At 61.7% G+C, this 25,038-nt stretch carries 13 protein-coding genes; 3 read left to right on the top strand and 10 right to left on the bottom strand.

Features of this window, described 5'->3' with window-relative positions; genetic code table 11:
- Nucleotides 1-88: 88 nt before the first annotated feature.
- The 7 genes from WA225_RS15420 to WA225_RS15390 form a co-directional block, all read right to left on the bottom strand.
- A complete protein-coding gene (locus WA225_RS15420) occupies nucleotides 89-1,513 on the bottom strand; it encodes an ABC transporter substrate-binding protein (protein ID WP_422608554.1) in 1,425 nt (474 codons plus the stop codon).
- A gap of 280 nt (nucleotides 1,514-1,793) precedes the next feature.
- Nucleotides 1,794-2,039: a 4Fe-4S dicluster domain-containing protein gene (locus WA225_RS15415; RefSeq protein WP_003225615.1), complete on the bottom strand. Its 246-nt coding sequence runs from the start codon at nucleotides 2,037-2,039 to the stop codon at nucleotides 1,794-1,796.
- A 27-nt stretch (nucleotides 2,040-2,066) separates the two neighbouring features.
- Nucleotides 2,067-3,797, bottom strand: a complete 1,731-nt coding sequence (locus tag WA225_RS15410) for a fumarate reductase/succinate dehydrogenase flavoprotein subunit (RefSeq protein WP_422608553.1) — start codon at nucleotides 3,795-3,797, stop codon at nucleotides 2,067-2,069.
- The gene (locus WA225_RS15405) at nucleotides 3,794-4,546 is read right to left on the bottom strand and encodes a GntR family transcriptional regulator (RefSeq protein ID WP_422608552.1); all 753 of its coding nucleotides are present in this window, start codon (nucleotides 4,544-4,546) and stop codon (nucleotides 3,794-3,796) included. Before WA225_RS15405 ends, WA225_RS15410 begins: the two co-directional genes overlap by 4 nt.
- 222 nt (nucleotides 4,547-4,768) lie before the next feature.
- The gene (locus WA225_RS15400) at nucleotides 4,769-5,737 is read right to left on the bottom strand and encodes a Gfo/Idh/MocA family protein (RefSeq protein WP_422608551.1); all 969 of its coding nucleotides are present in this window, start codon (nucleotides 5,735-5,737) and stop codon (nucleotides 4,769-4,771) included.
- A 10-nt stretch (nucleotides 5,738-5,747) separates the two neighbouring features.
- A complete protein-coding gene (locus WA225_RS15395) occupies nucleotides 5,748-6,635 on the bottom strand; it encodes a Dyp-type peroxidase (RefSeq protein ID WP_422608550.1) in 888 nt (295 codons plus the stop codon).
- Between the two features lie 184 nt (nucleotides 6,636-6,819).
- On the bottom strand, nucleotides 6,820-7,932 hold the full coding sequence (locus tag WA225_RS15390) for an AraC family transcriptional regulator (RefSeq protein WP_422608549.1): 1,113 nt from the start codon (nucleotides 7,930-7,932) through the stop codon (nucleotides 6,820-6,822).
- A 212-nt stretch (nucleotides 7,933-8,144) separates the two neighbouring features.
- Between WA225_RS15390 and WA225_RS15385 the strand changes: the two genes are divergently transcribed.
- The 3 genes from WA225_RS15385 to WA225_RS15375 all read left to right on the top strand — a co-directional run bounded on the left by WA225_RS15385 (nucleotide 8,145) and on the right by WA225_RS15375 (nucleotide 9,815).
- Entirely contained in the window at nucleotides 8,145-9,092 is a 948-nt protein-coding gene (locus WA225_RS15385; RefSeq protein WP_422608548.1) for a SphA family protein, read from the top strand.
- A gap of 254 nt (nucleotides 9,093-9,346) precedes the next feature.
- On the top strand, nucleotides 9,347-9,541 hold the full coding sequence (locus WA225_RS15380) for a stability determinant (RefSeq protein ID WP_422608547.1): 195 nt from the start codon (nucleotides 9,347-9,349) through the stop codon (nucleotides 9,539-9,541).
- Nucleotides 9,522-9,815 (top strand): type II toxin-antitoxin system RelE/ParE family toxin, encoded by a 294-nt coding sequence (locus WA225_RS15375; protein ID WP_422608925.1) that lies wholly within the window; start codon nucleotides 9,522-9,524, stop codon nucleotides 9,813-9,815. The genes WA225_RS15380 and WA225_RS15375 overlap by 20 nt, the downstream gene beginning before the upstream one ends.
- Nucleotides 9,816-9,861: 46 nt before the next feature.
- Here WA225_RS15375 and WA225_RS15370 read toward each other — a convergent pair whose 3' ends face one another.
- The 3 genes from WA225_RS15370 to WA225_RS15360 form a co-directional block, all read right to left on the bottom strand.
- On the bottom strand, nucleotides 9,862-22,356 hold the full coding sequence (locus WA225_RS15370) for a filamentous haemagglutinin family protein (RefSeq protein ID WP_422608546.1): 12,495 nt from the start codon (nucleotides 22,354-22,356) through the stop codon (nucleotides 9,862-9,864).
- A 218-nt stretch (nucleotides 22,357-22,574) separates the two neighbouring features.
- Nucleotides 22,575-23,687 (bottom strand): substrate-binding domain-containing protein, encoded by a 1,113-nt coding sequence (locus tag WA225_RS15365; RefSeq protein WP_422608545.1) that lies wholly within the window; start codon nucleotides 23,685-23,687, stop codon nucleotides 22,575-22,577.
- A 95-nt stretch (nucleotides 23,688-23,782) separates the two neighbouring features.
- Complete coding sequence (locus tag WA225_RS15360; RefSeq protein WP_099758879.1) at nucleotides 23,783-24,892, bottom strand: substrate-binding domain-containing protein; 1,110 nt, start codon at nucleotides 24,890-24,892, stop codon at nucleotides 23,783-23,785.
- Nucleotides 24,893-25,038: the final 146 nt, after the last annotated feature.

Raw genomic sequence — 25,038 nt, 5'->3', positions numbered from 1 at the left:
TTTCAGGTCGGCGTAGCTAGTCCAAACACCACGCTCAGTCCCCTCTCCCTCTGGGAGAGGGCTAGGGTGAGGGGCTGTTGATCTTCAACTAGCGGACGACGACGGATTGGGTCGTGGCATCCGTAAAATCGAAAACCTTGCCCCCCTGCGCCGAGGCAAATTGCTGAGCCTGCCCCTTAAGCAAAAACGCACTCAACCGCCCGTTGCCATCACTGGCAAACCACGCCTGCTCCGCCAGCAACTTGATCCCGCTGTCACTGGCCTGTGCATACACCGCCCGAATGTTTTTACCTGCCTGCTTCAAAGCCGCCAGCGCAGTAAACGCCTCTTCCGCTGACGCGTATTGGCGCACTTTGTCCTCACCGCGCACCCAGATTTCCGCGACATGGCTGAAGTCTGTAATCGCTTTGCCCGTCGCCGCATCCGTAGCCTGCAACGGCGTCTGCGCGTAATTGGCCAATTGCGCGGTGTAATCCAGACCCGACGCCTTGAACGCCGCACGGATGTACTGATCGTCAATGAAGCTGTTCAGATCGAGCCCGCGATCAGCCTTCTTCAGCAATTTCAACGTGTCGATCGCCGTGCCAACCGCCTGACGATATTCCGGCTTCCAGCTCAGGTCGCGGGTCTGCACGCCAAGCGGGCCGTGGAACAGGTAATTCACTTCGGCATCAACGCCAGTGACTTTGGCGATCAGCTCGCTGTATTTCTCCGGCTCGGCGGCGAGCAATTGATTGGCTTCGATGCTCGCCCGCAAATAGGCAACGACGACTTCCGGGTACTTCTTCGCGTACGCCTGATCCACCAGCGCACCATGGAACGTCGGCGCATTGGCCTGAGCACCGTCGTAAATCTTGCGGGCGAAACCCCGGCTCGGGAACAGTTCGGCGAATGGCACAAAATCGGCGTGAGCGTCGATCTTGCCGGCTTGCAGCGCAGAACCGGCGACCTCCGGCGGCTGGGCGATGATGTTCACATCCTTGAGCGGATCCCAGCCCTGCGCCGCCACGGCACGCAGCAGCATGCCGTGGGCGGTGGAAGCGAATGGCACGGAAATGGTCTTGCCCTTGAGCTCACTGAGCGACTGCACAGCGGACGCGCTCGGGACCACAATGCCGTTGCCGCTGCCCTTGATGCTGCCCGACAACACGCTGATGAACAGGCTGTGTTTGCCGGCGGTTTCGAAGGCAACGCCGTTGAATGCGCCGGGGAAATCAGCCATGGCGCCGAAGTCGAGTTTGCCGGCGACCATCTCGTTGGTCAGTGGCGCGCCGCTGGTGAAATTCTTCCACTGCACGTCGTACTGGGCGTCTTTGTAAGCGCCGTCGTGGGGCAGGTATTTGTCGAGCAGACCGAGTTCACGAATCAACAAGCCGCCGGCGGCGCAGTTGATGGTGGTGTCCTGGGTGCCGATGGCGATGCGGATGGTTTCGGCCGAGGCCGACACGGTAATTGAAGCCAGTAGCAGACCGGCGATTGCTGCACGCAACATGAGTGTTTCCCCTCGAATCATTTATTTGAGTTCGTCTCCGCCGCGATCAGGGCGCGGTGGGAAACGAGGGGTTTTCGGTGAATCCAGCGTCCGGGTGTTTGCCGGATGGCTTTGGGTTGTCTGGGGTGGCCTCTTCGCGAGCAAGCTCGCTCCCACAGGATTTCTGGCGTATTCAATTTGTGCAGTAACTCGATCCACTGTGGGAGCGAGCTTGCTCGCGAAGGCGGCGTGCCAGTCACCATCAATGTTGAATGAACGATTGCTTTCGCGAGCAGGCTCGCTCCCACATTTCGATCGGGTTTCAACGCAATAAATAGGGGATGTCGACTTTGACGGCGCCGGTCGGGCAATCCTTCTCGCACGGCATGCAGTACCAGCATTCATCGAACGCCATGTAGGCCTTCTGCGTCGCCGGGTTGATCGCCAGCAAGTCCATCGGGCAAACGTCGACACACACGGTGCAGCCCTTTTCGGCGATGCATTTGTCCTCGTCGACGGTGACGGGGGCGTTGGAGCGGAAGAAGATTTCCTGAGCTTGATAGGCCATGGTTCGGGCTCTCTGGTTATTGATGTCTCAAGCGGCGAAAGCGCCGACCCGCAAGCGGTCGTAAGCCTGCATTTCTTCAGCGTCGAGCGGGATGATGTAAGGCTCGACGGCTTTCTTGAAACTGGTCATCTGGCCGTCATCACCCTTCTTCAAATGGCAATGGCAGAACCACTCACTGTCGTTGCGCTGCGGATGATCGACGCGATAGTGGTACAGGCCCCAGCGGCTTTCGGCGCGGAACAACGAGGCGCGGGCGGCCATTTCGGCGCAGTCGCGAATCACGCTGGTTTCCATCGCGCGCATCAGTTCGTGGGCGTTGTTGGCTTTCATCTGCTCGAGGTCGCGTTCGATGTCGCTGAAGCGCTGCAGGCCGATCTGCATCTTCTTGGTGACTTTCGGCGGTTGCAGGTAATCGTTGACGAAGCGCCGCAGCTTGTACTCGACCTGCGCCGGCGGCAGACCGTGCTCGCGATCCAGCGGTGCGTAGACCCGGGCCTTTTCCTTTTCAATCTGCTCGGTATCCAGCGCGGAAAACTCGCGCCCTGCGACAAAGTCTGCGGCGTTGTGCCCGGCGAACCAGCCGTAAGTGAACGCGCCGAGCATGTAGTTGTGCGGCACGGCGGCCATGTCGCCCGCCGAGTACAAGCCTTTCACCGAGGTTTCCGCGCGCTCGTTGACCCACACGCCGGACGCCGAGTGGCCGCTGCAAAAGCCGATTTCGGAGATGTGCATTTCGACCATCTGCGTGCGGTAATCAGTGCCGCGATTGGCGTGAAATTGACCACGGCTCGGGCGTTCATTGCTGTGCAGAATCTCCTCGATGTTCTGGATGGTTTCTTCCGCCAGGTGATCGAGTTTGAGAAACACCGGGCCATTGCCGCTCTCCAGTTCCTGGTGGAACTCCCACATCATCTGCCCGCTCCAGTAGTCGCACTCGATGAAGCGTTCGCCCTTGTTGTTGGCGGTGTAGCCGCCCAGCGGGCCGGTGACGTAGGCACAGGCCGGACCGTTGTAATCCTTGATCAGCGGGTTGATCTGGAAGCACTCGAGATTGGCCAGTTCGGCGCCGGCGTGATAGGCCATCGCATAGCCGTCGCCGGCGTTGGTCGGGTTTTCGTAGGTGCCCATCAGGTAGCCGGAGGATGGCAAACCCAGGCGTCCGGCAGCACCGCAGGCGAGGATCACCGCTTTGGCTTTGATCACATGGAAATCAGCGGTGCGGCAGTCGAAACCCATCACACCGTTGACGGTGCCCTCCTCGTCGGTCAGCAATCGCGTGCAGACGAGGCGATTGGTGATGCTCACCCGCGCACGTTTCAACTGCCGATAAAGGACTTTTTTGATGTCGTGCCCTTCCGGCATCGGCAGCACATAGGCGCCCATGTGGTGGACTTTTTTCACCGCGTAATCGCCGGTTTCGTCCTTCTCGAACTTCACGCCCCAGCGATCAAGCTGTTCGATGGTTTCGAAGCTGTGCGTCGCATAGGCGTAAACGGCGGCCTGATTGACGATGCCGTCGTTGGCGATGGTGATTTCCTTGGTGTACTGCTCGGGTGTCGAGTGGCCGGGGATGATCGCGTTGTTCAGGCCGTCCATGCCCATGCTGATCGCGCCGCTGCGTTTGACGTTGGCCTTGTCGACCAGCAATACGCGCAAGTCGCGGTTGTTTTCCTTGGCCTTGATCGCGGCCATTGGGCCTGCGGTGCCGCCGCCAATGACGACGATGTCGTATTCCTGTTCAAGCACGTTGCGGGTCATGCCTGCTCCCCTTTTTGCCGGTCGATCCGCAGGCGGTACTGGAACGCATCGCCACGGTAGTAAAGGTGTTCGAAGTCCAGCGGCTGGCCTTGCGCGTCGTGGGTCAGGCGCTCGATGCGCATGATCGGCGAGCCGGCCTCGACGTTCAGCGCCTGGGTCAGGTCGCTGTCGGCGAGCACCGCATCAATGGCCAGATCGGCGTGACCGAGGGCGATGCCGCAGTCGTTTTCGAGGATCAGAAAAATGTCACGGGTGACCAGATCGGCCTTCTCCAGCCGCTCGCCGACGGCTTTGGGCAAGTAGGTAATTTCCAGCGAGATCGGTTCGCGGTTGATCAGGCGCACGCGTTTGATCTGCGCGACGATTTCACCCTCGACAACCTGCAAACGCTCGGCGACGCGCTTGTCAGCCGGGATGAATTTGAAGCTACGCAGGCGGTTGATCACTTCGTAGCCACGGCCGGTCATCGACTCGGCGAGGCCTTGCAGGCTGCTGACGTTTTGAAAGGTTTTCGGCTTGGCGACGAAGGTGCCTTTGCCATGGATCTTGAAGATCAGCCCTTCTTTTTGCAGATCGCCCAAGGCCTGGCGCACGGTGATGCGGCTGACTTTGAACAAGGCGCCGAGTTCGCTTTCGGAGGGCATCTGGCTGTCTTGCGGGTATTCGCCGTCGAGGATCCGCGCACGCAGGACGTCGCGCAGTTGGGTGTGCAGAGGAACGCTATTAAGGGAAAGAACGTTATCGGTCATCACGGGATCACTTGTTATAACGAGTTATGACGTGATCTTAGAGTTGTTATGACGAGGTTGAGAAATATTGTTTGGGCATAACCTTAGACGCAGGACACACGCGATTCCCTGTGGGAGCTGGCTTGCCAGCGATGTCGTCCTGTCAGCCAACTGATTGGCTATCTGAACCACCGCTATCGCTGGCAAGCCAGCTCCCACAGGGGATGGTGTAGATCTGATGGGTCAGTGGCGTTTGAGGATCTGATCCATGACCCAGTCGGTCTTGAGGGCTTGCTCGGCGACGGCGGGGTGTTTGGATTCGCCACGAATGTGCGCATTCATGCCCAGCACGTGATGCCACTGGATGTGTTCGTGATGGGGGATTTCCAGGCTGAGATGTTCATTGGCATGCAGTTGCACGGGATGATCATCAAACACCGAAAAACTGATCCGCCCGAGGCTGCCAATGATCTCGACCCGATCCTCACGCCGATCCGCGACAAAGCTCCAGCAACCCATGCCCAGCGCCCCGGAGGCGAACCGCCAACTGGCGCTGACGGCATCTTCCGCTGCATACAACCCGGCCTGACGCGCGGTAAAACCGGCGACTTCAACGATGTCGCCGAGCAGGTACTGGAACAGGTCAAAGCCATGGCTGGCCAAATCGGCAAAGTATCCGCCACCGGCCACCGCCGGATCGGTGCGCCAGTTATTGCTGCCGTCCAGATCCGCCGCTGACGGTGCCTTGGTCAGCGTCCAGCTCAACTGCCGCACGTCACCGATGCGCCCCTCCTCCAACCATTGCCGCACCTGCGCAAAACGCGGTAACGAACGGCGATAGTAGGAAACGAACAAGTGCAATCCCGCATCGGCAAACGCCTGCTGCATTTCACGGCTTTGCCCGGCATGCAGCGCCATGGGTTTTTCCACGCAGCAATGCTTGCCGGCCGCGGCAACTTTGAGACTGTAGGCGTGGTGGCTGTCGGGTGGCGTGGCGATGTATACCGCGTCGACCTCGGGATCGTTGATCAGCGCATCGACGTCGGTGTAGACCCGCTCGATGCCGTGGCGCGCGGCGTAGTCAGTCACGGCCTCAAGGCGTCGGCCCATCACCGCCACCAGCGCCGAACCGGGCGCCTTGTAGAAGGCCGGCCCGCTCTTGCGCTCGGCGACGCTGCCACAACCGATCATGCCCCAACGCACCACGTCCATGTCTCTTCCTTTAGCCGATGCGCAGGGCGCGCAGATCGAGGTGACCGTCCTTCAGCGGCGGGCACCAGTAGTAGCCGCCAGTAATCGGGCGGCTGATGCGATAGAGGCCATCGGTGATGCCGTCTTCCAGGCCGCTCATACGGCGCAGTTGCGCTTCGAAGGCATCCAGCGAGAAACCGAAAGCGAGGAACATAAGGCCAGCGCGATCGCCTTCGATCCACGGCATCGAACGACGCACGACGAACGCTTCCGGGGCGAAGCTTTCCTGCGCGGTGCGTTTGACGTGGGCGGAGACTGGTGCGTCGTCGATCTCTTCGTTGTCGCTGAGGCGACGGCCCATGATGTTGTCTTTGTCGTCAGCCGAGAGTTTGTGGAAACCCTTGAGGTCGTGCTGCCATTGCTGGATCGCGGCGAAACTGCCACCGACCATGCCGTCCGTGCCGGCGCTTTGCAGGGCGGCGGCGATGGCCGCCTCGTCGTGCGGGTTTTCGGTGCCGTCTTCGTAGCCGGTCAGATCGTGGCCGTCCTTGTGGCGGAAGGCTTCCTGCATCTCGACCAGACGCAGAGCCGGCGCCAGTGCGGCTTCGAGGGCGTTGCAGCGGTTGAGCAGTTCACCACGGTCAACGCCGTGCAGCCAGACCCACAGTGCGTGCTGGGTCGACGGGTTTTCTACGCCAACGCCGCTCATGGCCGGGAAGCTGCGCAGGCCGTCGATCTGCACGTTGAGCGCCTTGGCCAGGGATTCGCCGAAACCGACCACCGCCGACGTGCCATCCACCTGATTGATCAGGTTGTCGATCGCCTGCGGCAGGGCTTCAACCGCTTCAAGGGCGAAAAACAGGTGACGTGCTTGCGCAGGAACTGGGGTGGCGAGAATGCCCGGCTGGTAGTAACTCATGTGAACTCCTTGGGAAAGTGCGCGGGAGTTTACCTGTGGCCGGAGGGTTTGTGGGGGTTTGGATGGAAGTCAAAAGCCCCTCACCCTAGCCCTCTCCCGGGGGGAGAGGGAACTGATTGGGGGATATTTGAGATCTACACCGACTTGAGCGTGCTGTACCGAATCCATAATCGACAAAAATCTTTCAGGTCGATGTAACTCGCAAGACACCTCGGTCGGCCCCCTCTCCCTCTGGGCGGTCCGACGTTTCGGGAGGGCTGGGGTGAGGGTTGGCGTCATTACGCCAGGCGCTAGGGCTCATCCCCGTCCAGCGCTTGAACGCCCGACGAAAACTGCGCACATCGCTGTAGCCCACCTCCTCGGTAATCCGCTCGATCGGCATATCCGGATTGGCCAGCAAACTCAAGGTCCGCGCCTGCCGCACCTGCTCCAGCAACGCTTCAAACGTCAACGCATGCTCAGTCAAGCGCCGACGCAACGTGCGACTGCTCATGTTCAAATCGCCGGCAATCTTTTCAATGTGACTGCCACTACTCAGATCCCGGGCAATCGCCCGCTCCACGGCCTGAATCAGATCGAGCTTCTGATGCACCTGCGCCGCTTCCAGCTCCAGCAATGCAACCGCCTGACGCAGCGCCAAGGCATGGTGATTGGGCAGGTTCACGTCCAGCCACTGCACGTCGATCAACATGCGATTGTGCAGGCAACCGAAGTGCACGTCCGGGCCGAGCAAACGGTGATATTCACTGAGATAGTCCGGCGCGGCATGCATGAATTGCACGGCAATCGGCTTGAAATCGGCGCCCGCCAACGCTCGGCCATACACCAGCAAACTGGCAAAAAACTCCTCGACCGCAAACACCTGCACATCGGCAAAAGGCAAGCGACATTCGGCATCGAGATGCAGCTGTTCACCAACCACATCGACGCTGGAAACCACAATCCCGCCGGAGGTGTGTTGATGGCGGATGCCCAAGGCAAAAGCATCGCGCAGGGTTTTGCACAACGACAGTACGTGCCCGAGCAGGCCCAAAGTGCCGAGTACGTTCTGCGCGCCGACCCACAATCCCAAACCCTGATTGGGCAGCACTTTGAGCGCGCGCTGAATCATCGCTACGGCCTGACGATAGGAAATCCGCTGCGCCGGATCCTGCAGATCCTCAAGGGTGAAACCCAGCCCACGGCACAGGCTCTGGGGATCGATGCCTTTGTTCTGCGCAACTTCAGCGAGGGTTTGCAAAAGAAACGGCGAGACCAGCGCCAATTCAAAGGTCGGGTCTTGGACTTTTACGTTCATGGGGGCTGACATTCCGGATCACGCTTGATTGTTATTTTTGTAACCGGTTATGTCGAAGGAAGTTAGCACAGGGTTGGCCGACTGTCCGCAGAAGTCCCCCTAACTGTCCGCCAATACCCTGCCCCGCCGGGCGCCAAGCGCTTATTTCTATAGTGGCCCGGCGAACTGCGTGCCGGCGTTGCGCCCAAAACACAATAATAATGAGGACGGATATGCACCCGAACCGCGCGACATTCCCTTTGCCCATGGCCCTTTCCTTGCTGGGCTGCGCCGTAACCCTGCCGGCGCTGGCCACCGAAGCCGGCGTTGACAACATCGGCCCCGGCACCGACGGCTTCTTCATGCTGCCGCTGGAAGTCGACAGCCTTCCGGAGAACATGGTCGCGTTCAACCTCTACTACAACCATTACAAATCGACCAAGCTCAACATCAGCTCGCTGGGCGGCAAGGTGCCGAAGGTCGAAATCGAATCCACTGCGGTGATTCCACGTCTCGATTATTTAAGCCCCGTGCGTGTGTTCGGCGGCCGTCTGGCCGGTTACATCGCCCAGCCGTGGTTGAAGCAGGAAGTCTCGGTGTTCGGCTTGAGCGACACCCGCGAAGGCATGGGCGATACCACGATTGCACCAATCATCCTGTGGGACATGGGCAAAAACCTGACCCTCGGTGCCGCCCTGGAAGTCACCGTGCCCACCGGCGAATACAGCGTCGATCGGCTGGCCAACACCAGCAACAATTTCTACACCTACAAACCGCTGTTCTCGTTCACCTGGCTGCCGACTGAACGCACCGAAGTCTCGATGAAGACCACCTACAGCTTCAATGAAAAGAACAAGGACACCGACTACAAGTCCGGGCAGATTTTCCACTTCGATTATTCGGCCAGCTACAAGGTCACCGACGACCTGATGCTCGGCGTCAACGGCTACTTCCTCCAGCAGACCACCGACGACAAACAGTTCGGCCACACCGTGCAGTTCGCCGGGCAGGACGTTGATGACGGCGTGCGCGGCAAGGTGTTCGCGATTGGCCCGGCGCTGCACTTCACCTTTCTCAAGTACGCCAGTGCGGAGATTCGCTGGGCCAAGGAGTTTGATGTGGAGAACCGGCCGGAGGGGGAAATGTTGTGGGCGAAGGTGAGTATTCCCTATGCGTTCTGAGTGTATTTGTAGGAAAGAACACCCGGTTTTGTAGCCTGAAAACCTTAAAAACGGAGGGGAGGAATACGCCTACAGTGGCGGTCGAAATTACCGGATAACAGGGGGAAACGTCTGGCAGATGTAAAGGGTGCGCTTACAGATACTGGGCTCCGTTATCCCATGGATCCTCAAGGGCTCATGGGGTGCATCGTCAGCCAGTGACGACAATGGGCCATTCCCCCCTTAAACTGCTGAGATTGATCACGGAGATCACTATGAGCATATTACTTTCCCCGTTTTACTCTGACTTCGAATCCGAAGAAGAGGCAGAGAGCTACGATCGCTGGTTTCGTGCCAAGGTGCAGGCTGCACTGGATGATCCTCGCCCGGGCATTCCCCATGAGGAAGCCATGGTGCGGCTCGACCAACTATTAGAAGAGAAACGCGAGAATCGACGCACTGCCGCTTGAATGGAGTGATCAAGCTCTGGACGATCTGGCTGACATTATCGATTACATTGAACAATACAATTCCAACGCTTCAGCGGCTCTGCAACGCAAAGTGGGTGCAGCAACGCAAAGGCTTTCATCAATTCCCTATGGTTACAGATCCGGTCGAATACCAGGCACTCGGGAAATGGTGGTCAATCCAAACTATCTACTGGTCTATCGAGTGAACGGGCGCATCAAAATACTGACGTTAGTCCACACTCGACAACAGTACCCACTAACTTCATCAACATAAAAAAGGGCGACCAACCGGCCGCCCAAACGTACTACACGAGAGTCTTTTACAACGTCAGTTGCCCACGCTCCTCCTCGGTCAACTGCTGCTTCGCCTGTTCATCCAGCGCCCCGGCGCCCAACACCTGCACCGGGCTGTTCGGGTTGTAACCCGGTGCCGGCGCACGGCTGGCGCCATCGCGGGTCGGCGCGAGTTGTTCGTTGCCGAAACTCAATACCTGCACGGTAAACACCGACGCTTGATTCTGCCGCGCCGCCGCTTGCTGCTGACGCGCGACATCTTCCGCCGCTTGCGTGGCCGACGATGCCGCCGAACTGGCCGAGGTGATCGCCCCGGTGTTCACCGCCGACACCACCGGCACACCCGTTGCCTTGCCCTGCACCGAGATGTTCGCGGCGTTGACCACTGTCAGCGCGGCGATGTTGACGTTGCCCGACACGCGGATCCCCGCCTCACCGGCATCGATGGTGCCCAGCGGCGCGATCAGGTCGATGTCGCCCGGCTTCACTTCGGCGATGGGGTTGAGCGTGGCGATACCGGCGCCGGTGCTCGGCACCGACGGCGACAGGGTCACGTTGCCCCAAGTGTCGTAAACCCGTTTCGGCGGGGTGTAGACCACAGTGGTTTTCGAACCACGACCGGCGTTGATGTCGCCCTCGGCGGACCAGCCGAGGATTGAACCGCCGAACGTGGTCATGATCCGGCTCTGGCCCAGCAGAATGCTGCCCTGCGAATAGAGCTGAATGTTGCCCGAGCCCTGGGTGATGATCCCCGCCGTCGATGGCGGCGCCGCACCTTCGATGCCGAACACCTGACCGCCACCGGGGGTGAGCATCTGGATGTCGCCGCCGAACAGGGTCTTGACCCCGGCGCCGCCGTACAGCGTGATGTCGCCGTCGTAGCGGATTGGGTTGCCCGCCACATCTGTGCTCGGGAACAACGCGGCAATGGCGTTGCGACCACGCAGATAACTGCCTTGGCGCGGGCCATCGACATCGTTGTATTCCAGGCCGCCGGCACGCAGTTCGGCGAAATACACCTGCCGCGCGAAGATGGCCTGTTCGGTGCCCGGCAGTGCGGCGTAGAACGCTTGCGCCTGTTCAGCGCTGCCACTGAAGCCGTAACCCAAGGTCAGCCAGCTCTGCAATTCGTCCTGGTAAGTCTTGACCACTTTGCCCGGTTGCGCGCTGAGGGCTGCGTCCGCGCTCGCCACGTTCTGCGGGTTCAGGTAGCGCGCGATAAACCGCGAATAATCCGGCCCCTGCGCGCCCACGCCGGCCTGCAAGACCACGCTGGCCCCCGGACGCTGATCACCGGCCAGCAACGAGCCAAGGCTGGTGATGCTGGCACGGTCCTCCATCAGAATATTGCGCCCGGCATTGATCTCCAGCGTGCCGGGACCGGCGACGTCGAAGCTGCTGTAAAGGATGTCGCGCCCGGCCGACACTCTCGACACATCCCTCGGGTCGTTATGCACGAACAGGTTGCCGGTGGAGTAAATCGTGTCCTTGGTGGTGCCGACGCCATCTTTCGGCGAAATTGTCGGTTGGCCCAGGTTGGTGCCAGAGGCGACGATGTCGCGACCGGCCATCATCCACACCGGCCCGGCGGCTTCGTACCAGGTTCGCTGCGAATCGCTTGCGCGCAGTGACTCGCCACTGCGGATGCCGACCAGATCGCCGGTCAACGCGTAGATTCGCGCCGGCCCCATGACATCGCTGAGGCCGGAGTACGAGTTGCTACCGAAGGCGAACAATGGGAAGCGCAGATTCGGTTCTGCGGCGACACCATCGCTGCCGCTGTTGGAGATGAACGGGATTTGCGCCGAGTTGCTGGCATAGCCGTTGAATGCCGGCGCAAACGGCGTGGCAATCGCCAGTGGACTGGCCCCGGACTGGTTGATCGCATAGCCGCCGGCATAAATCGAATCACCGGCCAACAGCTCCAGCTGACCTGAAGCCGAAGGCGCCAACAGCAGCGAGTAAGCGGTGGCGGGAGCGGTATTGCCGACGCTGTAAGCCGCCGATGAACCTGCGTAGATCGAGCCTTGACCGGCGACGGCGCGCAGAATCGACGGATAAACAAAACGACTGTCAGTCGGTGACGTGTTCTGCCCTTTGATGGGCCCGTTGGTGTCCGTCTCGGCCAACTGGGTACTCGGCGTGAGGTTGCCACCCGCCGAGAACAGATCGATGGCCGTGTGCTCGGTCCACAGCGAGAAGCCACTCAAAATCCCGCCCTGGCTGACGTTCCCCGCCTCGTCAAACAGCGGCGTGGCGTTCTGCAAACGCACGCGGCCCGGGTCCGCCGCGCCGCCCAGGACCAGATCGCCACGGGTGTTGATGCGCATGCCCGAATCGCCGGGGATCAGCACCAGCCCGCCGGAGGCATTGCCGGTGGTCGCGGTAAACGGGTCCAGCGCGCGGGTTTCCCGAGCATCATGCAACACGCTGTTGGCGCCATATTGCAAATTGATGCCGCCGACCGCACTGCCACTCACCTGTGCCGCGCCGCGCAGGTTGATCAGCGCGCCTTGCAGATCATGCTTGGGTGGCGTGATCCCATTGTTGCCGGCGCGCGCTTGCAGGGACGGATTGAGCGAACCACCGATGCGAATGTCCATGTCGCCGCCACCGGTCAATTGCAGGCTGCCGTCGCTGCCAACACGACCGGTGCTGCCCACCGCCACGATCAGGCCCTGGCTGCGTGGGTTGGTCCGCGCATCCCCCATCGGCCTGAGCATGCCGGCATCTTCTCCGGCGCGCAGGCTGATGTTGCCACCGCCCAAAGTGCCAAAACCGGTGAAGCCCACCAGGTACGGCGCCGCGTCCATGTCGGCGTCGGGCAGCGGCTGCGTCGCATAGCTGCCGAAATTGATCCACCAGGCGGTCGGCACGTCATCACCGCCGGTGCCCTGACGCCATAACCAGTTGCCCACCGCCACGCCAGGCACCTGTTCACGGTAACCGCCGGTATTGGCGGTTTTTCGCCCAAGAGTGTCACCGGAGACAGAGCCGCCGGCATTGATCGTCAGGTTGCCGCCGAGCTGCGGATACCAGGCTTGATAGAGACTGTCGGTGCCACCGTTGACCCATTTTTCCACGTCGCCACCGGCACTGCCCAATACCGAATCCTTGTCCGACAGGCGTCCGCGCATCTGCTTGAAGCGCGGCTCGACATCGGCCGACTGGGTGCCAGCGGTGTACACACCAAACGGCGAGGCCATGCTCAGGTTACCGGCGGCAAGCAGATCCAGATCACCGGTACCGGTGCGCAGGACGCTGAACATCTGGCTGTGAATACTGGCGCTTTTCGCCGGATTGCTCTCGACGCACACCTCGGGGTAACTGTCGCACAGCGTCAGGTATTCCTCGGGAATCGGCGCGTAATCCTGAAAGCCGAACTGGTTGCCGGGGGCCCAGGTCCAGCGCGCCATCGGGGCGCAGGCACCGGGATCGGTTTCGCAGAGAATCAGGTATTCCTCGGGCACCGGTTCGAAGGCGGGGAAACCGTACTGGTTGGTTTCCGACCACACCGCGCGTGGATTGCCTTCGGTGATCTTCGCACCGTAATGAGTGTCCGCCAGACGCAAATTGCCCTCGGTGGTGAGCGGTTTCACCGCACGACTATCGGCGGCGGAAAGATCCGCCCCCGCCACCGCGCGGATCGACCACGACGAACTGCCCGACGGCAACATGCTCGCCAGTGCCCAGTTGGCGCCCTGCTGTGTGCCATTGAATCCACGCAACTCGACAAACGCGGCGCCGTCAGCGAGCACCACATTGGTCATCGACGGAATCAACGAACCGCGCAACAGCGCCAGTGAACTGCTCAACATCAAATTCTTGCTGCTGCCGGTGTCGGCATCGAAGGCGCCCGGCAACGGCACACCTTTGGGCCAGTTCATCGCCTTCAACGCGGTGTTGCGATTCAAGCGAATCCCGGCACCCAGTCGGCTGCTGGCCGGCACGGTCAGGTCACTGTCGAGCAGTGTTCCGGCGGCATACAAAAGATTGCCCGAGGCGTCATGCACCGCCCCCGCGAGCACGGTGCCGGCACTGAAGGTGTACGGCGCGGCCAGCTCCACCTGAACCGGCAACAGCGTACCGCTGACCAACGTCGTGTCCTGAATCGGCAAATCGTAATTGAGGGTCACGCCCGACGGGAATTGCGTGCCCGGCGCGAGCGTCACCCCGCTCCCCGGTACAACCAGATCGCCGCCGAATGGCTGCACGCCTGGCAACAGTTTCCAGCCAGCGTCGTCGACGGTCTCCGGTGGCGGCGCGAAACCGTCGTTGATGCTGCCATAAATATCAAGATTGCCGCCGGCACGGATCACCAGGCTGGCGGATTCACCGGAACCGTAGACGCCATCGACTTTGCCCGTGTGCCGATTGAGGCTGGCGTAGCGGTAGCGCGACAGATCGATATCACCCTCCACCACCAGGTCGCCGTCCGCTGTCTTGCTGGCGATCTCCACGCCGGGGCGCAGGTGAAAGGCATCGGCGTAGGTCGCGTTGTTCAGACCCGCCAGCTTGCGATGCAACAGATCGGCGTTTGTCAGCGCGGCGTCGATGAACGTGGTGTTGTCGCCGTCGATGCGGGTCAACAGCGCCTGATCGATCACCTGATACGGCCGGCCACTGACCGCCGGATCGACACCATCACGCGCATCGGTGTAACGGCGCGTGCCATTGAGGCCGATGGAACGCGCGCCCTGAATATTGACCGTGCCGCTGGCATCGATGGCGATGTCGCCGGCGCCCAGACGCGGCGCGTTGAGCTCCAGGGTGCCGCGCAACATCTGATCATTCTGCCCGGCGAGGAAGCCCGGCACTGCATCGGTGCCATGGCGCAAGTCGATGCGCGTACCGGACGCCAGGGTCAATACCCCGGCCCCGGAATTCAGCTCGACCATGGCCCGGTTTGGCGCGTCGATGATCTTGCCGTAACTGTCGACCCGCAGTACGCGGCCGTGGGCATCGAGCACACTGTCGCCGGCCAGGGTCAGGCCGTTCTGTGCCGCCAGACGAATGCTGCCGACCCGTTCGCCACTGGCATCGATCAAGCCATTGACCGTCAGGCTGCCATTGTCCACCGAGACATTGACCTCGCCGGCCTTGAGCCCGTCACCGATCAACAGATCACCTTGCTTGAGTTGCAGACTGCGACTGCCGAACACTTTGCCTGCGTTCAAGCGTTGGTTGAGTGCCGCGAACTGGGCGCTCGCCTCACCGCCCAGTTGCTGCGCGCGAATGTCCACGCCACCGGCCTTGTAAGGCACCAGCGTGCCGCCGGCATCGTAATAACCGCTGCTGGCACCGAGAATCTCGCCCTGCAGATCGACGATGCCGGCATCCGCTGCCAAGGCAACGGCGCTGAGGTTGCCGGCCTGATTGTTTTTCGCCGACAGATCGATGCGCGAGCCAGCGAGCTGGCGTATATCGCCAGCGGCGCTCAACAGCGACACATCGCCGCCCCAGCTGTACTTGCTCACGTCGTTGAACGGCAAAGTGCGTCCGGCCATGTCCAGTTGCGCGCCGCCGGCCAGGGTCAAGTCGTGCTCGGCCTTGGCCGTGAGCTTGCCGCTGGCCAACGCGATGCGGCTGTCGAGCACAATGTCGCGGGCTTGCAGATTGAGTTCTGCGCCGAGAGCATCGGCCACGCCAGCAGCACCGGCACCGCTGAGCGTGAGCCTGTTGCCAGCCTTGAGCAGGTTGACCGACGCCGCTTCACCGGTGAGCAACGGTGTGCGCAGCGTGAGATTGCCGCCGCTGTAGGCATAGCCTTTGACCGGATCGAAGGCGCCCTGCTGTTGATACACCGCCAGGCTGCCCTTGTGATTGGCGGTGATGCGCTCGCTGGCGCTCAGATTGACGTTGGCAAAACCCAGCGCCAACCGGTTGTTCTGATCGAGGCCGTTGGGTTGTGGCATCGGGCCGTAACCCAATTCGATGCGTTGTGCCTGAATATCCAGCGTGCCGCTACCAGTACCGGCGCCGCCATTGATCACACTGCCCGGATCCTGAGTGGCGCCGTTCCAGATCAGTTGGGCGGTGCGGATCGTCGCCACATCGTCGGCATCGCCCGCGCCGTAGATCGCCGGGGTGGCGAGCACCAGGTTCTGCAATTTGCTCTGACCGGTCTGCGCATCGAACGTATCGAGGGTCACGCTGCCGTACAGGTTGAAGGCATCGCGCGTGGTCAGGCTCAGCGTCTCCAGGGCTGGCGCACCAAACTGATTATCGCCGCGCAGCAAACGATCCAGCACATTCTGATTCAACGTCAGACCGGCCGGTACACGATTGCCTGCAGCAGACAACGCTTCGGCACTGCCTGCATTGACCGCCCCCACGGCCAGCGCGAGATGACGCGTGCCGAAACGCACGGCTTCACCGAGTTCGAACTGATTGTCCGTCGCGGCGGTGATGCTGCCGTTCGAATACAGCAGCGCCGGGCTGGCGCACACCGCCGTGGCGCAGCTGCCGATGCGGATGCTGCCGGCCCCGGTGAAACCACCGCCCGCCTCCGGCGCCAGCACATTGGTCCAGCCGTTGGAGACCACGACCACGCTGGACGCTCCTGGCTGATAGATGTACCCGGCGCTCGAGTCATACGCCACGTTGCCACGCCCCAAGGCGTTGATCCCCGCCCCGGCTTCGACGGTGATGCCGCCATTGATCGCGTTACTGCGCAACAACACTTCCGGCGCCGCCAACAGCGCACCGTCACGCAGGACGATGCTCGAGGTGTCACCGGTGAAACCGATGATATTGCCCGCCGTGTTGTAGTTGACGGTGGGCATCGCACCAATGGTCAAACGTGCGGCGTTGAGGTTGTTGAGCGTTTCGGCATACAACGAGATACCGTTGAAGCCCTCGGTCGGCGCATCCCCGGCCCCGAGGATTTCGAAGCTGCTGCGGGCGTTGCCGCTGCGCACCACCGCCGTACCGACCAGACCACCTTCGGCAGCGCCGAACCGCGCCTGTCCGTTGAACTGCAACGCGATGTCCTGCTCGCCGCCGTCCACCAGGCGCAGGTCGAGGGTCTTGCCATCCTTGGGTGCCAGCGCGCGGGGTACACCACGGCGCGCGGCATCGCTCTGTATGAATTGGCCAAGACTGGTTTCGTTGTACTGCGAGTAACGGCGCAGCACATCCGCCGAAGTCACGATGATCTGTCGGGGCAAACTGTCGCGCTGCAGGGTATTGGCAATCGACATTTGCCCGCTGCCGGTCCACGAGCCGTTACGCAAGGGCAACGCGCCGCTGGTCGCACCCGGTGCGGCCTGACCGTTGACCTCGACCCGGAAGGCGCCGGGCAGCAAGGCGAACGTCGACGGCAACAAGGTGTAAGTACCGGCGGCCAGCCCCGGCACACCGGCGCCAATGGTGATCTGCTGGCCGATCCGTGGATCGACCGCGCCCGCCTCGGCCAACACCGGCGCATAGACGCTCTGATTACCCGGCATGATCGCGTACACCGGATTGCTGGCCAGCCCCGGCAGGCTGAAGCTGCCGTCCGTGGCATTGCGCACCAGCGGATTGAAACGGGCATCGGTGGAGCCACCGCGCCCGGAAATGAACCCGGCGCCGCGCAGGTCGCCACCACCCGACAAATCGATCACCGCACCACTCTGCACATCAATGAACTGGCTGCTCAGTGACACGCCGGTCGCCTCACCGGTGATGCCGTTCAACACCACCGATTTACCGCCATAGCGATAGTCGATGCCATCCGTGGTTCCGCCATATGGCATGACCAACCCGGCGCCACTGACCGACGTCAGGCTGCCGGGCAGCAAGCGCACCTCATGGGTGGTGGTGAGCAAGTCATCGCCCAGCACGATCTTGCCCAGCGGCGCACGCAACACGCCGCCCTGTTCGATAGATGCCGCCGACAGCGTCAACTCGCCGAACGCCGAGTACGGTGCGGCCACGGGCGCTGGCCCGTGACCGCTGATCCGCAGGATGTGATCGGCAACCGTCTGCGCGCCCTGATAACCGACACGCACTTCAGCTTTCACATCACTGGCGGGGTAAATCTGCGCCGCACGCAGGCTCAAATCACCCGGCGTCCACAAACGGCTTTTCTCGGCGCCATCGGTCGGTGCAAGGAAACGCAGATCACCGCTGCTATCGAGGCTGACTTCGGCAAACGCGCGACGGCTGTATTCGGCGGCCGGCGCCTGGAGTTGCGCAATCGAGCCCTGAGTGCCGAACGACAGACCGTTGCCCAGGTCGAGCTGGTTCGCCGTGGCGCTAAAGCGAGCGTCGGAGAGTGTGCCGGTCGGGTTATTCGTCAGGCGCGGGCGCACGGTGCCGACCACGCTGTAATAGCTGCCGACGCCGGACAAGCGCAGATACGGCGCGCTCAAATTGACCCGTGCAGAGCCCTTGGAAGATTCGGCCAGCGACAGCGCCCCGGCATACAGGCTCAGGCTTTGGTTCATCTGCAGGTTGACGTCACCGTCAAACGACAACAAGCCGTTACTCAACAAGCTCAGGTTGTCGAAGCCGCCGGACATCAGGCTGTCGGCATGTAAACGGCCCTGACCGTAACGCCAACCGACGTCACCCTCACCGGGGCGCACGTCAGCAGCGAGCGTCTGCCCGGTCGACGTCTGGTCGATGATCAGCTCTCTTGGTGCGCGCACGTTGTTGTCCGCTGCGTCCGCGTACAACGGCGTTTCCAGCGCGACCTCCAGACGACCACCGGCCGCACCGATCCCGCCCGCTGCCGCACGCAGAGCACCGTCGATGAACAGGCCGTTATAGGAGCTGATGCCGATGCGTCCGCCGTCAGTTGCCACGCGGGTCAGGCCCTGCCCGGCGATATCCAGCTGCGCCTCGGCACCGGAAGCCTCCAGCCGCGCGCCCTGACGCACAATCACGTAAGCATCGGCGGCGCTGGCGGTGGCGAGTTTCCCGTCGATCTCTCCGCCAAGGATGATGCTGCCGCCCTTGCCGACCTGCCCGTAAGTGCGCCCCAAGGCATCTACCGCGGTGTTCACGCGCCCGGCCACGTCGAGCAGCGCATGCTCACCGATCCAGATCGAGCGGTTGTGCGCATTCGGGTCAGCCACCTGATTGGAGCTGGCCGGTTTGATCGAGCCGAACTGTTGCTGGCGAATATCAACGGTGCCGCCCCAGGCATTGAGTTCACCGTCCACAGTGATCTGCCCGGCGCCGCGCAGCTTGATGCTCTGCCCCGGATCGACGCTGATGCGTGAACCACGGCCGAGGGTCAGGCTGCTGTTGGCCGCATCGATCAGGTTGACCAGGCTGGCCCCGCCTTGCAGCGTCAGGCTGGCACCGGCGCGTTGCGTCAGCACGCCCTGGGTCGGGTTTTCCTGAAACAGTCCCGGCGTCCACAGCTCCAGCGCTGATTGCGGGTCGCCACCGCTGACCTGATTGGGCGCGGCATCGCCAAAGCGATAGACCGGCATGCTCACGTCCACGACCGTGTCGTCGGCCACTTGCAGACCGCTCAAGCCGATCAGGTTGTAGGCAGAGAAGCCTTTGTTGAACAGGTCGGCGGACAATTGCAGCGTGGTCTCGCTCAACGACTTGTCGGTCTGGCCGATGAAGATCCGGTTGGCCTGCACGGTCAAGGTGCCGCCGCCCGTTACACCGTAGCCACGCACTTGGCCATCGAGGGTCAAATGCGACTGGCCCGGGGCAGAAATCGCACTGGACTCCAGCGTCAGATCACCGCCCTTGCCGCCACGGGTCTTGCCGTTGGCCAGGATGGCGCCGCCGGACGACACGTCGAGCAGGCTGCCGGCGCCGATATCGATGTCACCGCTGCTGCGAATCGACAGCAACCCTCCGTTCAGATACGCCAGACTCGCGCCATCGTCCGCCTGGGAGCGCAAGTTGCTCCACAAGCCGCGAGTGTCGAGCCGTACGCCTTCTGCCACCGTCACTTGCGTTGGTTGGCCGGTTTTCGCCGCCAGCCGGGTGTCGCTGCTCTCGGTGCCGCTGAACTGATTGAGTACGTTGCCCAAATGCAGACTGCCACTGCGCGCGGTCAGGTCGCCAGCGATCTGCACATCCGGCGCGTACAAGGTGATGTCGCCACCGGCGTCGACGCTGAGCGCGCCCTCCACGACCACCTGATCTTTGGCCGCGACCTTGAGCGCGCCGAGACGGAAGCTGTCGAGCTGCTCGTTATCGAGAAACAGCTTGCCTTTGCGCGCATCCGCGACGGCGCCGGCCAGTTCCTGATCACTGCCGGCGAGCGGACGTTCGCCGCCAATCTGCACCTGATCCAGCAACGGATTGAGCGCATACAACACCCCGCCCGCTGCCGCCACATACGCCGGGTCATAACTGCCGACAATCAATTGCGCGCGGCGTGCCAGTGCGGTCTGGCTCTGCTCATAACCGTCGAGAACCGGCTTCGGCGCCTGGTTCTGCCGCTCGCCCTGATACACCTCGCCGAGCATCTGCCCGTCGAGCGCGGCGTTGGCCGTGGCAATCACCAGTTGCCCGGCGTCACGGCCCACGGTGTAACCCGACTCGAAACGCGAACGCGGGGCAATCAGCGGGTTGTAGAAATAGCGGGTCTGGCCCCAGCGTTCGCTACTGTCCTCGAAACCTTTGTACAGCCCGGTGTAAAGCACATCACCCGGCGCGCGCGACACTTCATACAGCTTGCCGTCCGCACCGCGCAGCCAGCTCTGGCGGATTTCGCCGCTTTGCACATCCAGGGTGCCGCCGGACAAATTGATCAACGAGCCCTTCTCGGTGACCACATCGTTGCCGGCAAAGCTCACCGTACCGCCCTGCGCCATCCACTCGCCGACGCTGTGCGCCTGGGTGCCGAGATAACCGCCGACTTCAAGCAATCCGCCAGCGGTGTACCAGCGATCCGTGGCATAACCGTTGGTGCCCGCCGGCACGTAAACCAGCTCACGCACATCGACCCAGATATCGTTACTGTTGAGCGCGCCTTTGTCGCGGTTGACCGACGCGTCGCGCTGCTCGTTGCCTTGCACGTTGATCTTGATGTTGTTGTTTTCCATCGCCACTTTGACGCCGAGGGCACCGGAAACATCGATCATTGCCCCGTCGCGCACCAGGCTGCGACGCTGCGCCGTCACCGCCACTTGCCCACCGGTAGCGAGGGTGATCGAACCGTTCTGGAACTCGACACTGCCGCCGCTCTGTATCTCGATGCGCGACTGATCGCCACGAATCCGGTTGTTCGCATTGACCGCACTGAGGGCAGCCTGATGCTGACTGTCGAGTGCGGTCAGATCACTGCTGTCGAGCATGATCGCCGTGGCACTGCCCTGCGCCAGGGTGACACTGCCGCCGCTGTCGCTCGCGGGGTTGGACAAGTGAATCGTGCCGCGAGACGCCACCGACGTACTGGCGAGCAATACGCCGTTCTGCACGACTTCATGGCCGGTCAACGTGATGTCGCCGGTAGATGACTGGATCAAGCCGTTGTTGCTGACCTTGCCGCTGACGTTGCCGGCCTTGAAGCCCGGTGTGACTTCGTTGCCGAACGTGGTCGACAGCGCATTGCCCTCGGTGCCCGCGCCTTTGCGGATGTAGAAGCGGTCACCGGCGCCGAGCACGGTCTGGCCCTTGGCGGTGCTGATATTGCCATCGTTCTGCACTTCGTTGCCGAGCAGCAAGGCATAACCACCGGCATCGGTCGACGTCGCCGGTTTGTGCGTCGTGATGCTCGCGCCGCGCTCCACCAACACCTTGCCGGCGGCATCGGTGAAGGTCGGCTGAGTGGCGCTGCTGTCGAAATACAGGCCACGGTCGCGGAACTGGATATCGGTGATGTTGGCGGCCGCGGCCACCAGGCTGCGTACATTGACCTGACTGCTGCCACTGAAGACGATGCCGTTGCGGTTGATCAGCATCACCGTGCCGTCGCCCTTGATCTGGCCCTGAATCTGACTGGCCCGTGCGTTCGGGTCGTTGACCCGGTTGAGCACCGCCCAGTTCGCCTGCTGGGCAAATTCAACGCTGGTGTTGCGCCCGACGTTGAAGGTTTCCCAGTTGAGGATGGCCTTGTCGGCGGTCTGCTCGATCGTCACCGTGGTCTTGCCGTCGGCCTTGGTTTGCTGCGGGCCTTTGGCGTTCTGCCAACCTTGGGTGAGGCTGTTATCGACCTTCAGACCGCCCTCGCCCAGACCGTCCGGGACAAACTGCACCGAACCCAGCGCAGCGGCACGACCGGCCGCCTGAGCCGCCTGCTGCGCGGCAATCGCGGCGACCGTGTTGTTCAAGGTCTGGATCGAGCGCTGCAATTGCTGATTGGCTTTTTGCTGCTGCGCCAGGGGTGGCGTCATCCCCGGCAAGCCGCCAGTGCTCGGCCGTGCGGCAGCGGCTTGCTGCGCGGCACCCTTGGCGGCGAACCAGTTGGAGCTGAACGCCGTTGCCGCGTGCGCATTGCCCGCCACCAGACACAACGCCACCGCTTGCGCCAGCGGTTTGAGCAACCACAGCGCCGGCTCCACGGCTTCACGTTTGAACGACTGGACGTTGGTACGACGGGATGGGCGAGCGAGCATCACTACGAGATCCTTTTTGGTTGCCACACTTTGGTTGCCACACATGCCGCAGGCGTGCAAAAACCTGCTGTTACGTCATAGGCAGTTGGCGGCGGTCGCGACCGAACGGATGTCACACAAACTTCATGTTGGGGGAGTATTCGCACCGGGCCGTTCTGCGCCTTCAAAAAAAATGGCAGCCCTATATGGGGCTGCCATCGGTTCGGCGGCAGTCACTTTCAAAGGGGACGACCGATGCCGTTGCACACGGCCGGGTTGTTGATGTCAAGGTTGTAGCCGGTGGTGTTGGTGATGAAGTTGGCGGTGACGGCTTTTTTCCAGGCCAGTGGCATCGCAAGGAATTTGTGCGCCTGTACCGCAGCATTGTTGCCAGGCTGGCTGTAGTGAGTGGTGAGAAAGTTACGGATCTGGTTGGCCACGTTGGCATCCCTGTAGCACTGCCCGATGATCAAGTTGCTGTAGGCAGCAATTTTGTAGCCAAGGGCAGGGTTCGCCACCACGGGTGACCAGTGGGCTGGATTAGAGGCGTCGTTAAACGTCGACGGCGGCGTCACCGAAGACAGTGCCAGCGCGACGTTGGGCGGGGTTGGCAGCACACCGTTAAGACGGGCAACGACAGTGTTATCGCTCACCAGAATGCCGTCAGGGCCGGAGTAACCGATCGAGCCGTCGACCTGATTGATCGTAGGCAGGACATCACCGTCGCTCGACACGCCGACCCAGTTTACCGGCACTGTCGAACCTGACGGCTGGCGCGCCGCAGTGAACAGGGAATTGGTCGAGAACTTAACCGAGCAAACAGAGTTGAGGTGGCGAGTGAGGATTTCCGAGGTGCCGCTGGCGTTGTTCCGGTAGACCACGCGAATCGGCGTGGTGTCGGCAGTGCCCATTAGATTGCCCCACGTTGTGACCTCACCCGACAGCGCACTGCACAACTGACTGCTGGTCAGGTTGAGATTGCTGATACCGCTTTTCTTATAGGACACGACGATTGCAGTGCCCAAGGATGGCAGTTGAATCAGCGGACCATAACTGGCGTAAAAAGCGCTGTTGTATTGGCTGATTTCGCTTGCCGTCAGGATCGAATCGCTGGCAGTGAAATGCACAGTGCCCGTAGTACCGAACGGCGCAGCGTTGTTGCTCAAAAACGCCACTTTGCCTGCCCCGCTGCCAACACCGGCGTAGCTGAAACTGGCGGGCAAAATGCTGTTGGCCGAGCCCTTGTACAGCGCGGCAGGCAACGTCGCCCCGCCACCGGTCACCGCCAATGCCTGACCCGAAACCAGCGCCGCCGCAGACAGCAACGCAACCTTTGCAATGTGTTTGTACATGTTCAATCTCCTTATCGAATGCCCCGCGAACGGGAGGCAAAAAAAATGGCAACCCCGAGGGGCTGCCATTCGTGTTGCGGTGTGAATCGGGCGCCTTACAAAGGACGACCGATGGTGTTGCAGACGCTGGTGTTGTTGATGTTCAGGTTGTAACCGGTAGCGTTGGAAACGAAGGTCTCATACACCTTGGTTTTCCAGGCCGATGGCACAGTCACGAAACCGTGGTTCTTGACGGCCAGGTCGTTGGTGGTGGTGTTGTAGTGAGTGGTCAGGAACGCCTTCACGTCGTTGGCCACGGCTGCATCCTTGTAGCACTGACCGACGATGAGGTTGGTGTAGGCAGCCAGTTTGTAACCGATGGCCGGGTTAGCCACCACTGGCGACCAGCGAGTCGGGTCAGCGGCCAGAGCAGCGGTCGCCGGCGGAGTTACCGAAGCCAGTGCCAGGGCAACGTTGGCCGAGGTTGGCTGTACGTTGTTGATGCGCGAAACCAGGGCGTTGCTGGTGGCGTCCACGCCGTCCGGACCGACATAACCGAGCGAACCATCAACGGCTGCAACGGTAGGCGCCACGTCAGCAGTGCCAGCGACGCCGACCCAGTTCGACGGCAGGGTCGAACCGGCTGGACGGGCGTTGACGAACGTCGAGTTGGTGGTGAACTTGGTTGGGCACACAGCGTTCAGGTGACGGGTGAGGATTTCCGAAGTGCCGCTGGAAACGTTGCGATAAACGATGCGGATCGGCGTGGTGTCAGCAGTGCCCAGCAGGCCGCCCCAAGTGGTCACGGTGCCCGAGAAGGCGTCGCACAGTTGCGCGCTGGTCAGGTTCAGAGCGGTCTGACCGGATTTTTTGTAAGGGATGGCAACCGAAGTGGCCACCGACGGCAGTTGGATCAGCGGACCGTACGAAGCACCGAAAGCGCTGTTGTAGGTGCTGATGTCCGAAGCGCTGAGTACCGAGTCGCTACCGGCGAAGTGCACGGTGCCGGTGGCGCCGAAGCCAGTGGCAACGTTGGTCAGGAACGCCGTTTTACCAGCGCCGCTACCTACAGCGGCGTAGGAGAAGTTGGCTGGCAGGATGCTGTCGGCAGAACCTTTGTACAGAGCGGCAGGCAGCGTTGCACCACCACCGGTGACGGCCATGGCTTGAGCGGAAGCCAGAGCGGCGACGGTCAGGGAAGCTGCGATCAGAGTGCGCTTGAACATGAAGAATCTCCTTTTCAACTAGGTTTGGGAACACAGGTTTTCGGGTGACTTGCATGACACTGGGAGGACTCACCGGGGCCCTCGCTAGCGTTGGCCTTGGTTAAGTCGCACTGAGAAATTCGCAGGTTCCGGTGACAGATAAAGGA

The sequence above is a fragment of the Pseudomonas sp. genome (assembly GCF_049300855.1).
Taxonomy (GTDB): Bacteria; Pseudomonadota; Gammaproteobacteria; order Pseudomonadales; family Pseudomonadaceae; genus Aquipseudomonas.
The sequence above is the reverse complement of the archived record's forward strand: the minus strand, read 5'-3'. Positions and strand labels throughout refer to the sequence as shown.